The organism is Microbulbifer mixtoriginis (SeqCode), from assembly GCF_052467235.1.
Map to the genome: position 1 here is coordinate 1,394,160 of NZ_CP174305.1, position 12,079 is coordinate 1,406,238.

Annotated in this window: 14 protein-coding genes; 8 read left to right on the top strand and 6 right to left on the bottom strand. The window is 45.1% G+C overall.

Features of this window, described 5'->3' with window-relative positions:
- Window positions 1-204: 204 nt before the first annotated feature.
- Entirely contained in the window at window positions 205-903 is a 699-nt protein-coding gene (locus tag ACJJIO_RS06230; protein WP_444910463.1) for a hypothetical protein, read from the bottom strand.
- Window positions 904-2,423: 1,520 nt separating this feature from the next.
- Here ACJJIO_RS06230 and ACJJIO_RS06235 point away from each other — a divergent pair.
- Window positions 2,424-2,594 (top strand): hypothetical protein, encoded by a 171-nt coding sequence (locus tag ACJJIO_RS06235; protein WP_444910464.1) that lies wholly within the window; start codon window positions 2,424-2,426, stop codon window positions 2,592-2,594.
- Between the two features lie 703 nt (window positions 2,595-3,297).
- On the opposite strand, the gene ACJJIO_RS06240 is transcribed toward ACJJIO_RS06235, so the two are convergent.
- The 3 genes from ACJJIO_RS06240 to ACJJIO_RS06250 form a co-directional block, all read right to left on the bottom strand.
- On the bottom strand, window positions 3,298-3,510 hold the full coding sequence (locus tag ACJJIO_RS06240; RefSeq protein WP_444910465.1) for a hypothetical protein: 213 nt from the start codon (window positions 3,508-3,510) through the stop codon (window positions 3,298-3,300).
- Window positions 3,511-3,662: 152 nt separating this feature from the next.
- On the bottom strand, window positions 3,663-3,857 hold the full coding sequence (locus ACJJIO_RS06245; RefSeq protein WP_444910466.1) for a hypothetical protein: 195 nt from the start codon (window positions 3,855-3,857) through the stop codon (window positions 3,663-3,665).
- A 2-nt stretch (window positions 3,858-3,859) separates the two neighbouring features.
- On the bottom strand, window positions 3,860-4,372 hold the full coding sequence (locus tag ACJJIO_RS06250) for a hypothetical protein (RefSeq protein WP_444910467.1): 513 nt from the start codon (window positions 4,370-4,372) through the stop codon (window positions 3,860-3,862).
- Between the two features lie 259 nt (window positions 4,373-4,631).
- Between ACJJIO_RS06250 and ACJJIO_RS06255 the strand changes: the two genes are divergently transcribed.
- The 3 genes from ACJJIO_RS06255 to ACJJIO_RS06265 all read left to right on the top strand — a co-directional run bounded on the left by ACJJIO_RS06255 (window position 4,632) and on the right by ACJJIO_RS06265 (window position 5,657).
- Complete coding sequence (locus ACJJIO_RS06255) at window positions 4,632-4,832, top strand: hypothetical protein (RefSeq protein WP_444910468.1); 201 nt, start codon at window positions 4,632-4,634, stop codon at window positions 4,830-4,832.
- 160 nt (window positions 4,833-4,992) lie between these two features.
- Window positions 4,993-5,358, top strand: coding sequence for a hypothetical protein (locus ACJJIO_RS06260; RefSeq protein WP_444910469.1), 366 nt, complete (start codon window positions 4,993-4,995; stop codon window positions 5,356-5,358).
- Window positions 5,322-5,657: a hypothetical protein gene (locus ACJJIO_RS06265; RefSeq protein ID WP_444910470.1), complete on the top strand. Its 336-nt coding sequence runs from the start codon at window positions 5,322-5,324 to the stop codon at window positions 5,655-5,657. Before ACJJIO_RS06260 ends, ACJJIO_RS06265 begins: the two co-directional genes overlap by 37 nt.
- A 64-nt stretch (window positions 5,658-5,721) precedes the next feature.
- Here the strand turns inward: ACJJIO_RS06265 and ACJJIO_RS06270 are convergent, their stop codons facing one another.
- Window positions 5,722-6,798, bottom strand: a complete 1,077-nt coding sequence (locus ACJJIO_RS06270; RefSeq protein WP_444910471.1) for a competence protein CoiA family protein — start codon at window positions 6,796-6,798, stop codon at window positions 5,722-5,724.
- A 1,059-nt stretch (window positions 6,799-7,857) separates the two neighbouring features.
- Between ACJJIO_RS06270 and ACJJIO_RS06275 the strand changes: the two genes are divergently transcribed.
- From ACJJIO_RS06275 to ACJJIO_RS06285, 3 genes are all read left to right on the top strand, one after another.
- A complete protein-coding gene (locus ACJJIO_RS06275; protein WP_444910472.1) occupies window positions 7,858-8,310 on the top strand; it encodes a nucleoside deaminase in 453 nt (150 codons plus the stop codon).
- A gap of 436 nt (window positions 8,311-8,746) precedes the next feature.
- Entirely contained in the window at window positions 8,747-9,028 is a 282-nt protein-coding gene (locus ACJJIO_RS06280) for a hypothetical protein (protein WP_444910473.1), read from the top strand.
- Between the two features lie 393 nt (window positions 9,029-9,421).
- Entirely contained in the window at window positions 9,422-10,015 is a 594-nt protein-coding gene (locus ACJJIO_RS06285; protein ID WP_444903121.1) for a hypothetical protein, read from the top strand.
- 697 nt (window positions 10,016-10,712) lie between these two features.
- On the opposite strand, the gene tenA is transcribed toward ACJJIO_RS06285, so the two are convergent.
- Window positions 10,713-11,378, bottom strand: coding sequence for a thiaminase II (gene tenA, locus ACJJIO_RS06290; RefSeq protein ID WP_444910474.1), 666 nt, complete (start codon window positions 11,376-11,378; stop codon window positions 10,713-10,715).
- Window positions 11,379-11,738: 360 nt separating this feature from the next.
- Between tenA and ACJJIO_RS06295 the strand changes: the two genes are divergently transcribed.
- Window positions 11,739-11,990, top strand: a complete 252-nt coding sequence (locus tag ACJJIO_RS06295; RefSeq protein ID WP_444910475.1) for a hypothetical protein — start codon at window positions 11,739-11,741, stop codon at window positions 11,988-11,990.
- Window positions 11,991-12,079: the final 89 nt, after the last annotated feature.

The window sequence follows — 12,079 nt, forward strand, 5'->3', positions numbered from 1 at the left end:
GCTTAGTAAAGTGCGGGCTTTTGTATAAGTAAATGTTGAAAAGGATACAGATTTTTTGAAAAAAGATAAGGGGCTGCCTGGCCCGGAGAATTACTGAGTAATACTGAGGTGGCCTCTAAGCGCCCCTGAGGCGAGTCAATACCAATACACCCCCATGGCCAATAAAATAGCTCAGGGGGCCGCAGAGGTCCTTGAGCAGTGCCTTTAGGTGTGTCTGGCACTTTCAATGCGGATTGCTTCCTCTAGCAGCCTATCAAGCAATGTACGGACATCTACTTGCTGAGACTCTGGGATAGACTCCTTGTTTCGTATATGGGTATGGAGATATGAATCCGCAATATTTCTTATTTGGTCATCTAGGTTTTTCATTGAGCTTTTGAAGGAACGACTGCCTGAGTAGTTACTATAAACTCCCTTGAAGTTTGAACATTCAAAAACAGGGGGGACATGGTCTAAAACTGACCTGATTAAGCATCCCACTGAAAAAAACATCTCATTTTCAAACGCAAGATTAATCTCTTTAAGGAGTGCAATTAATCGCGAATAATCAAATTTAGATTTCAATACCTCTAATTGCTTCAATCTCTCTTGGCTAACGTATACAGAATTCCCTGATTTACCCTTAAGGGCATTTCCTCTAATACTTTTGACCTCCATCTCTCTTGTGAACCGAGCTGCAATACGGAAAGCGTCCCTCATAGAGTTATGAGACCAATCACGGAGAATCAAAAAATAATCTTCAGCCTGCTTCGCTGAGAGTTCAAACCTACGCTTGCATTCTGGGTCATCAACTAGCAAGGGTCCGACTTTGCTTTCCCAGTCTTTAAAGTTGTTTATCGAAGAAAGTATGCTTTCACGCTTATCATCCGCCGTTAATCGTTTAAGCTCGTCCAAAATGTCCATGCAATTGATAATCCTACCTACTAACAAATCAAGCGTTAGTTGAATCTGCTCCCCCATACAGCCGATGAGGGTTCGCAGTTAGTTGTCACGAAGAATAATGGGAATGAAATAACAAATCGACTTAACGAGACCTGACAAAATCCTCAGGCGGGCAACTGTGATTTGAAGAAGTGAAAGCTTAGCCCTGACAAACAGCAGATTCTAAGTGTACGAAGTGCCAATAAAGCCAATCTCTCGGAGTATTTGCTTAGAACCACAGGCACTACCTACGCATCGTTAAGATATGTTCAGTACCGACATATCCCCGAGGCCAGCAAAACGGCTCAGGTAGCCACACAGGCCCTTGCAGCAGAGGGTGCGCCCCATTGCCACCTTCTCAGAGTTTTGCGACCAGTACGCGCGCTAGCAGAGTCAGGAGTCACGTTTCAAACGCAACCCTTTGAGGCTGCCTCGGTGCGCGCAAGGTATATGCACGGTCGAAGCCCTAACCCGCCGAAATGGCGGGATTGAAACCAATGTGCCCGGGGTGTGCGCCTAGTGCTTACCTTTCTGGATTTCATATCTAAGAGCCTCAACCCTCAACGCCTTGGCCAAAACACCTGAATAGCGTTGCGTGATGGCTAAAGTGAAGGTTTTTTGGAAGTCGTTTGTGGGGGTTGGCTGCACTTATCGACCGCTCTGGGGGTGGTGACACAGAGTCACTGGGTAGTGACAGAGATTCACTAGGTAGTGACACAGAGTCACCCAGAACCAGTCACTCTTTGAACCAGTCAATGAACCTACCTTGCAGGTTAAACAAAATTCAAAATAAATCTGCCAATTCACCTAAGGCTCACTGGCAACCAAACACCGAGCAAGAAACCCGCTTGGGCTTGCACTCACTGGGAGATTTGAAAATCACCCCCCAGCCATACAAACCAGCACAAAAAGGTGAATTTAGCGAAATCGCGCTGAAGCCACTTGAGAGGGTTTTTCGCAGCCCTTAACTACAAGCCACCCCATCGCACCAAGAAAGAAATAAATCCCGGCAGGAGCGCTTAAAACCGCCTTAGTGATGATCGAGAAAGATAAAAGCCAAGAGACAGTTCAAGCAGAGCTGAAGTTAGGCAGTTTCAACGCTATCCAAACGCAGACCCGCTTCCCCCAATCCACTTCCTGAAAAACCGGATACGGATAATCCAGATACGGATAATCCAGATACGGATAATCCAGATACGGATAATCCAGATACGGTAAATCCGACACAACAAAGTAAAGAATATAACAAAGTAAATACTGGACTAAGTAACCAGTCTGAGAGTGCGCAACCCAGGAGCCACCCGATTCTGGCACTGCCGTACAAGCTTGAAAATCAAACATCACGCGATGGATTTTGCGCCTGCACCTTCAACACTCGAAAACGCACCTCAGAGGCTCGCTGTTGGGCTTTAATCCTTACCCACCCCATCATACCAATTAAGCGATAAAAGCCATCAGGAAGCCTTAGAGGCAGCTTTAAGGGCGACGGCAAACGGAGAGCGTTGCACAGGGAATCTTTTTCCCTTGGTTTTCATGATTCAGCCGCAACTGGAACTGGAATCCTCACCGCTCACGCTCACAGCAAACGGCGAGACACAGTGGTCAACGCTGTAGCCGTGTTGGTTGGCCAGGTGGAGCTGCGTGGCAATCTGGTTAACAGCGGTTTGGGTTAGCGTGGCTTTGCGAACTTTTTTCCAATCTCGAAGAACTTCTGCGCTTGGCTCGTTTGGCCATGACGAAAAATCCAATCCTGTAATATTATTTTTAGGTTCTTTTAGTTTCTTTTTAGATTCGTGGTCCGTTTTTGGGACTGGTTTCAGGGGGTTAATGTGCCAGCGTGTCGGGTCGTTCAAGGCCGCTTAAATTCGGATTCAACAGAGTCAACTTCCGGATTTGTTCCAGTATTATTATTCTCTAATGTATTACTCAGTAATGTATTACTCTCCTTCGCGTTTCCTAAATACCCCTCTTTAGGTTTCCTAACGGGGTTTTTTAGCTTTCCTAAATACCCCCTTCGATATTCCGAATACCCCAAGATGACTTAGCCAAATGGGCTGCCACACCCAACTAAACCGACTACTTTTTGACCTAAGCTAGAATTCTGGCTTAGACCTGGAGCAAAGGTTTATCCACAACTGTCGGTCATTAGCTCAGCAGGTAAAGAGGGTAAATCTTCGGGATTAAAAATACTGGCTGCTTATACAGTAATCGATGGGGATGCACTTCAAACCAAGGGCCTCGATTGGAGAGAAACTGTGCAAATATGTCCAGTTTTCAAGAGGCCCCCAAAGAGCCGAGGAGCTGGTCTAAATACCGGCATCCGGGTTAACGGCTGGTCACCTCCAGCACGTCATAGGTGGGTCGTCATTAAAAGGGTTATTCAGCCTCTTTCAGGTTAGGTTTCTCGTCCGGATTCTCGTCACGCATAGCGCGCTTGCCACCACTTAGAAGCCCTACCTGGTCAAAATCACAATCAGCGGAAAGCAGCTCTTCAGTTCGCTTCTTTGACCACTCCTTTCTCCACTTCTCGTATTCTCGAGTCCCTTTTGGGGGGTGCGTTTCACCGGCCATACTGCGTTTTACAAGCAATCTGCTACTTGTTCCGAGTGTTGTGCTTTACCTTAACCATGTGCTGAAAGGCAACAATCCGCACTCTCATTGCCACGTCTTTTGGGTCTACCTCTTCTGGTAGCGGAACTATCTGCTTCTCGGCTAGGCTTAAGTGCCTGGGGTCTTTCTTATCACTCGGTTTTTTCATCGTCGTCATCCTCTAGCACCATACGGCCTTCAGCATCAGTTTTGCCCGAAATTAGCTCTTGCGGTTCATCTTCTACCGGGATTTTTCTATAAAACTCTCTATATGCACGTTTAGCAGCCTCTTCTACAGAGACAGGCTTCCGGGACTTTTTATCACGGATATCAGTGACCTTCCCCATAACTAAATCCTCTTGAATAGATAATCGCCCTTGGCAACATAAGTAAACCCATACGTTGCATAATAAGATTTCACTACATCATTAATCGGGCGCATGATTCGAAGCTCATTTGCCCCTAGCACTTCTGCATAGGTCCGCATCGCAACAATAATAATATTAAATACCGAGTGCTTCCGCTTAACTGGGCTGGCCTCGACGAAATCTAACCGAAGACTACCACTAGTGTAGGTCGGACGGCCAAATGATAAAACGTCAAGAGACTCCCTATTCCATACAGCGCACTCAAAGCGCTTGGGGTAGCGGAACTTAATTTCAGGATAAACCTCGGTCCAATCCCAGTTGATACGTCGATTAGGGTGAGACTCCCAGCCTTTAGCCGCCCTTAAAACCGCCTCGTTGATAGTTGTGAGTTTTAACCCTGGATAATCAACCTTAACTAGCTCCTCAGCCACCGCCAATACCTGAGTTCTAATTGCTCCATAACGCCTTTCAGCATCTTGATGTGTTGCGAGCATCGAATCCTTTCCCGCTTTATTAATCAAGAGGGATACTACGGCACACTTACTTTGCCCGGCAATATATCCAGCGACTATGACTTGGCTATTTTTATTGTACGAAGGTGCAATTTAGTTTTTAACTATAAAATCTTCCTATGCCTCACTACAGTACAGTTAATGACCCTTTTTAATAGAAGCTTGGTCCGATATGTAGGACACAAACCGGACTGCCATGTAACATCAGTCAGCATGGATTTTCTACACTTCAGAAATATAAATGGATATGCAAAAGTCAAAAAAATTCAATCAAAGAATAAAGGAAATGAAATCCTCCATAAGGGAAAATAAGCATATCCTTGAGGATGACACCCTTGATGATGTCACCATCATTGGAAATCCAGACTTCATTACAGACCCTAAAATTTTGGATGAACAGGAAGCCGAAGAGGACAAGACATGCCAGAAAAACAAGAAGTAAAAACAAGAAGTAAAAACAAGAAGTAAAAACAATGCAAGAGGCTAAAGAGAGACTGAAGGACTTGGTTACTCCTGAAAAGCTGGCAATACGCCCCAAGTCAGTTGATTCCGCCACCAAACAAAGACCGCGGGATGCGTGATTAAAATAAGCAGCCTCGGCCATGAGCAACAAGAAGCAAAGGCAGCCTTTGACCCCCGAAGTAATCAGGAAAAAGGCAAAGCAAATTATCCGAGAGAATCCAGTCTACATAGAGAATGAGCCCCCTGTTATAGGGTCGCCAAGAATGCTAACGACAGCATTCTACAAAGTCTTACAAAGTGACTTTGAATTCATGGCCCCCTACTTCGACCCGGATGAAGTTGAAGATAAGCGCCGGAATGATGATTTTGTAATCGATACTAAGCCCATCAAGTACGCTGAAGACTGGGTGCCTCTAGAGATTAAATTCAGTATTGATGACGCGGTTCCTGTTATTCCTACGCTTTCCAAGTGGCAAAACTGCATGAATCGGCTTATCAGGCCGTAGAGGGCGTTCTAGACCCCTTTGGGGAGTTTCTCCCCTGCACTCACCAGGGGGCCAAGCTCTACCTATTAAATCCCCTGACAATTGCTGAAGACCTCAGCGCAGTAGCGCCCGGCTCAGTCAGCAAGAATGGGAACCTGTTATCAGGTATTGAGTTCTATAAAGACAAGCTGAAGGATGTTCCGGTATTTAGGAGTAAGGAATCCTATATAACCATCTACTGCACCGACGCATTCAAAGACGTGGTTGAGACTGAGAAGCTCGACGGCCTACTATTCAGCACCGACCTGACTCACTACTAATCAGCCTGACGACCTCGAAGCGGGCCCAATCGGTGAAGGCTGCAACAGCTACCAGATATGGGCCTTAGCCTGAGAAAACCTGAGGCTCACTCTTAGCTAGAGCTTCACATCTCGGGCAAGAATTTCCAGCATAATGATTTCTACAGCGCGAGCAAAATATCCGTGTATTCTCATCAGGAAAACATAAAGGACATTCCTTTGTGACAAACTGTAATCTGCAAGATAGGCAGCACTTTTTGATATTCAATTCTTTATCTTCTAGGTTTAGCCTGAAGCTACTGCCCTTTTCTTTAGCTCTTCTTCTCATCGTCTCATGGGTATACTTAGAGTTAGGGTCCGTTGAATAACCACTTTTCTGACGCTTAAAAATTTCATTATTAGCATTCATGGATTCATTTACCCCACCCCCTGAATCAGACCACTGTTTCGAATCAGAGAGTTCATTCTCGATTTCTGATTTGAGCGTTGCGGTAAGGCTCTCAAGTTTTTTTTCTTCATTGGCATGATAGAGCCATTTTTTTGCTATAAGCTCTTCTCTTATCCATCCCCTCAGAGCAGCCTTATAAGTGGTTCCGCTTGCGCCCTTACGCTCGATTAGAGTTGCATATTGCGACACATCCAACTCAAGGTGACCCGCTATTTTCCCAGGGTAGTCTTCCAAAGTTATCCCAGTACGCTCTCTATAAATAACATCGATGAGTAGTTCATGGTTTTGTATGGCTGCCACGAGCGTATAAGGAATAGAAAACTCTTTGTACTCACTGACAACAGGATTCGAAGCCCCAGTTATCAGCATCGATTTTTCGAATGGCTTCCCATCTCTAACTAGTTCCACAGTTCCAATGTAGTCAGGAAGGGCTAAGGGCTCATTTTTTAAACTAAGTAACATTTGCCTAAGCATTTGAGCGCAAACCGACTCAAAAGATAGGTCACACTCTTTTTCAGCTACTACCTCGGCACGACTGTCATGAGCAAAGTGCCATTCCACCTTATCACCACGCCTAGCGACAACGCTCTGCCCACAAGAGGGACAGACACAATTACAGCTGCGCCCACGCGGCACATCCTCAACACCACAAAGTTCGCCACTTTCCCTATTTATCGCAAATGGTATTAGTGTACTCATAACCCTATGACTCATAATCCCTTATCTGTCGCCAATTATTACAAATAAGCTCATCTTGAAACTACATCTGGGAAACCAGAATCTCGGCTTTTTTTATTGACTAAAAAAACTAGGCACCATCAAGGGGAAGATTTTTCCACAATCAGTTGCCTCGCCTTATCTGAGGGCTATCTCACTGCCAGGAAGGTTTATGCGGGGTCAGACCGGAACAGAGCACCAGCACAAAGAGGAGCAGCGCTCTCCTGTTGACAAATGTTGACATCAGCGAAGGTTTTGTTCGCATCAGTACAGGACTCCAGGAAGCCTGCCAGCGCATCCATAGTGGGCCAACCAGGGGCAGGTGACTAACGCGCCAAACTGGGGGTTACTTTGCTCTAGTGGACGGGTTTATTGACGGGTTTTGAAAAGCAGAAAATATTTAACCTATATTTATCATAGAGTTATAGCTATTTTTCGACTCCCGCCATCCCCAAATCGAAAAAGGCCAACCGCAAGGTTGGCCTTTTTATTGCTTGGTCGACTCCCTACTCAATCTTCCTCCGACGAAAATTTTTGGCATAGCTTATCGATGGCGAATATTGACGGTCTCAAAAAGCTCACCATTAGCGTTTGTTCAGGTTACTAACAATTCAAGAATCCCGTTAGATAGCACTAAACAAACCAATTAAAAACCACTGGGTTACCGGCCAGCTCACAAATCTAGGACGATCACTCCAGTCACTTTAATGACACGTAAATTTACCGGCCTATCTTTCTATAGCCTCTAAAATCAGCCCCTAAAATCCAAACATCTGTTTGAAAAGAAGTTATTTAAATCATCTGCAAAAAGGCGTGATCATTAGCAGCAAGGAAGACACATTCTAGCAACTCACAGCGATGAAGAATCAAGTTATGAAACATATCGCCAATTCACTGAGTCCCCTTTCAGCCCCCCCCAAATATCGCCGACATAGCTCAACCTAGCGCCTGTTTACACTGATTCTAGTCGGTAGCTCACTAATGCAATGATGTATTAATAATATGCTCAACATTCTTTGGTTAAAATATTCTTAATACCTAAAACAGAGAGCTGTAATGAGTGAAGCTAACCATGACGCTTACATGCAAGAAGCCATTAATGAGGCACGAAAAGGTTTAGCAACGGGAGGAATTCCTGTCGGTTGTGTAATAGTACTGAATGGTGAAATTATCGGCAGAGGTTACAATCAACACGTCCAGCAAAACAGTGTTATCAAGCATGCTGAAATGAGCGCACTGGAAAATATGGGAAAATTATGTTCTACAGATTACCAAAAGTGCACCGTTTACACGACTTTATCACCCTGCCCAATGTGCAGTGGGGCCATACGTCTATTCGGAATTAAGAATATATTTATCGGTGAAAATAAAACATTCCTAGGTGATGAATCATTACTCAAATCTGAAGGTGTAAGCTTGGTTGTTCTTAATAATCTTGAATGTATTGGTCTGATGAATCAATTCATTCAGCAACATCCTGAAATCTGGCATGAAGATATTGGCCAGTAGGAACCATTAACTACAAAGTATATTTGTAATGGCCCACCAATAAACCAAATTACTAGAATAGATTGAGATTTTGTTGATACTTTTGATGTTTACACTGTGGCTTTCAAGAATTCAATTCTGCTTGAGAAGCTCCACGGCCCTCTACTCAGCACCAATCTGACACACAACTAGTCAACCTGATAATTGCTAAGTAGGCCCAATCGGTGAAGGTTGCAACAGCCACCAGATATGGGCCCTAACCTGAGGTACACAACTAACCTAGATCGAAATTTCAGCTCAATTTATAGACTAAAAAGCTAGCCCTTATAAACTATTAATGGAATATGTTATACACCCCATCAATAACGGATACCATCATCTTTGCAAAGACAAACCTGGAGCCGAGCTCTACTTCTTATATTTTTAACTCTGGGTGCCCGATTGTATTACGAGGGCATTGTTACTGGCATGTCTGGAAGGGGAGCTGACAGCTGCATCTTGTACCAACGTGCATACTGGCTCTACAAATACCGGAAGGGCCGACCGTCCCCCCACCACAGACTTGGCCGGCGCACTCACCGCCACCAAGAAAAAGCATCTGACAGCAATTACAGACCCTGCTGAAGTTGGGCACCCACTAACAGCCATAGACGAATACCAGGGCTCCCCAGTAGTAAGAGCAGCCCTAAAACTATCCCCCTCTCCTATTCTGCCCCCCTGGAGAATTACGAAAACTTGAGTAGGCGGAAATCAATTGGGATGGCAAGCACATAGAACTGCCCAGCGAAAAGATAAAAATGGACCCGCCACACATTATTCCTCTTGCTAAACAGGCTCTAGCCTTACTGCAAGAACTGGAGCCGCTAACAGGCCATGGCAAATATGTTTTCCCATCAGCTCGATGCCAGAGCCGTCCACTGCCTGATAATGGTGTGAGGACTGCACTCATGACAATCAAACCATGACTGCCCACGGCTTCCGTGCAATGGCTCGTACTCTATTCGACCACGACACTCGGCAGATTTGATTTAGAATTCGCGTATTCATCAAGGAAAAAATTGAATGTGGCACATTCATCTCAAATCAGAGAGGTGGAACACATTCTTCAATGGATTTACGAGGATAAAAGGGTATGTCTATCAACGAACATGCAACCAAGATACAGGTGAGTCGACTGGTTAATACCGCTCTTGCAGCGATTAAGGATAAAGATCCGAGACTTGATCAGACTCTGGTCCACACCTTGGATCAACTCAGCTTAATCAGCCGGAACCTGAATACTGCCAAACATAACGTACAGCACTTTGGTGGAATTATGGCGAGTGGCGCTCATGGACAAAACGCCTACCGAGCCAATCAATCCATGAACTCGAAGCTTAGGACCCTCTCATCACTTGAAGCCTTCCTCGCAGAAGAATGGAACAAGCTTGGTAAAGCAGTTGACGCATATAGGAAACAGCTACCATGGGACGGCAAGACCGAGTTGGAACTCCTGGATATGCTTGCGGGAGAAATCGAGTCGTTCGATAAATTACTTAAGAAAAACGTCATTCAGGTTCCAAAGCACCAGTCCAATCCACATCAAACGATAACCCTTCAAAGAGATATCACCCAATTAAAGGCAATGCCCGCTTATACTGCGCCAAGTATGCTTGTCTTAATTTCCATCGGCCTTCGGTTATTTGCAATGTACGTCGGCTCTAAAAGAGTGACTAGCAATAGATAGTCTCGATTTCCCTATTAGCTACTTGCTAGGTGCTGGACGTTTTTCATCCGGCAGGCTCAATGCCTGTCGGAGCCTTCTAAATAAGCGGGGTCAGATCAATATTGTGTTAGGAGTACCCACATTTCTACCCATTAACCAACTTAAAAAAATACCTTAAAGAAACCACTTAGCCACTCACCTCAAAAAGAACAAAGCCTCAACCATCGATCATGTGATGCACTTATACACGAGAGAAAGGTTTATCCACAATCAAGGAGGCCGCTCGCCTGTTGACAATTGTTGACATCGATAAAGGTTTTTTTCACATCAGTAAGCGCCCCAAGAATGCCTGCTGAGGCATGACACATAGAGAGAGCCTAGGGCACAGTTGATCCAGATAAATCACGCGCTAAATGGGGGATTACTTTGCTTTAGTGTTGGGGTTTTCTTTCGGCTTTTATGATTAAACCAAATAAAAACCGTGCAAATACGATAGCTACAGCAAACGATTCAACTCCCGTCATCTCCATCAAATCGAAGAAGGTCAATTGCAAGGTCGGCCTTTTTATTACCTGTACCACACCCTAAAAACCTATAACTCATTTTGGGTGGGGCAAACCCTCAAGTAAGGCGTTTTTACTCTCTACAGCTAAACCAACTTTTTTATCACGCAACTTTTACTTGTCCTTGCCTATGAGCTGAAAAGCTATTATTCGACTCAAGTTGATAGATCAAGCCCTTGTTGCCAGAAAGCAATTTCCATCCTGGTAGCCGTAGTGAAATGTTTCTGAAGTTGCTTGGCGCGATGTGATTCATTAGGTATTTCGGCAATCAACTCATTAAAAAAATCTGTAGTTAATTTGGCCGCCTTCTGGCACTCAGGGCCTGAGTAGAGTTCAATCCACTTCGTATAAGGATTACTTTTTGTCGTATTACTACTTCGCTGAGAAAGAAACTGGCCAATGTGCGCATAACCCAGCGCACAGGGTACTAGCGCGCCATAAAGATCAGCCAGATCTCCCTGTAAACCCACATCAATTAGATAGCGGGTATAAGCAACCGTAGCAAACCCTTCAGGGATATCCATAACGTCAGACTCCTGTAAACCCCACTCAAGGCAATAGTCCATATGTAAGCTGAATTCATGCTCTATCAAGTTGGATAATGACGATATGGTGGCCCGCATTTGTGCGGGATTCTCGCATTTGAATACCGCAAGAGCGAAGGCGCGAGCATATTGAATCAGATACAGGTAGTCCTGCTGTAAGTAATGCTGAAAGCAGGTCTTGTCTAAGCTACCATCGCCAAGTTGGTTAACGAATGGGTGATGAACAAACAGATCCCATTCCTTCTGGCAGCCGGCAATAAGGTCTTGATGCGTCATTTTGGCATCCGATTAAAGGGACCCGAAAAATCCTAGATAACTTTATGACCACTGTAGCTCACAATGCGAAGCTGCTTTACAGAAATTCAGCACCTTTCGTGAGATCTTAAAGATGATTATGAATAAGAGTCACCGCTAAACTTGGTACTTGGTACTTGGTACTTGGTACTTGGTACTTGGTACTTGGTACTTGGTACTTGGGGCACTAAATTAGCAACCACCCGCATATTATGGTGGGCGCTTTGGGGGGCCTTGTGCCCGCCGTTCCCTTGTAACGGTAGTTCTAACCCATTCAGCCCGTCGTCCAATTGAGATTGGAACATCGTGGGCAGCGGCTCACTTATACAAGGAGCCCAAGCCATGGTAAACCAAGCCCCAGTCGCATTTACCCCTCAAGCAGATAACTTCCTTGATCGTTCAATCGATATCGCAAATTTCAGCCTAGAGTCAATAAACAAGCTACGCACCCTTTTCCAAAGTATTAGCCTGATATCCGAGAGCAACGCCACCAGCCAAGAGCTGGCAGTTATTGGGGCTTACCTTGCCGATGAATGGGCAAACCTAATCGAGTGCGGTCGGGAAGACCTGGAGCGCCGGGAGAGCAAGCAGTAAACATGAGGACTGCTCAGGCCCAAATTATTAAGAAATATTAGGGTGGTATCGGGAGTGGGCAACCCCAACAGGGGTGAAGAAAAGTTGGG

Bases quoted from the DNA above. Each gene is read 5' to 3' on its own strand.
- ACJJIO_RS06295 (WP_444910475.1), top strand. From the start codon at position 11,739: ATGGTAAACCAAGCCCCAGTCGCATTTACCCCTCAAGCAGATAACTTC.
- ACJJIO_RS06245 (WP_444910466.1), bottom strand. From the start codon at position 3,857: ATGGGGAAGGTCACTGATATCCGTGATAAAAAGTCCCGGAAGCCTGTC.
- ACJJIO_RS06285 (WP_444903121.1), top strand. From the start codon at position 9,422: ATGTCTATCAACGAACATGCAACCAAGATACAGGTGAGTCGACTGGTT.
- ACJJIO_RS06250 (WP_444910467.1), bottom strand. From the start codon at position 4,372: ATGCTCGCAACACATCAAGATGCTGAAAGGCGTTATGGAGCAATTAGA.
- ACJJIO_RS06260 (WP_444910469.1), top strand. From the start codon at position 4,993: ATGAGCAACAAGAAGCAAAGGCAGCCTTTGACCCCCGAAGTAATCAGG.
- ACJJIO_RS06230 (WP_444910463.1), bottom strand. From the start codon at position 903: ATGGACATTTTGGACGAGCTTAAACGATTAACGGCGGATGATAAGCGT.
- ACJJIO_RS06255 (WP_444910468.1), top strand. From the start codon at position 4,632: ATGGATATGCAAAAGTCAAAAAAATTCAATCAAAGAATAAAGGAAATG.
- ACJJIO_RS06270 (WP_444910471.1), bottom strand. From the start codon at position 6,798: ATGAGTCATAGGGTTATGAGTACACTAATACCATTTGCGATAAATAGG.
- ACJJIO_RS06275 (WP_444910472.1), top strand. From the start codon at position 7,858: ATGAGTGAAGCTAACCATGACGCTTACATGCAAGAAGCCATTAATGAG.
- tenA (WP_444910474.1), bottom strand. From the start codon at position 11,378: ATGACGCATCAAGACCTTATTGCCGGCTGCCAGAAGGAATGGGATCTG.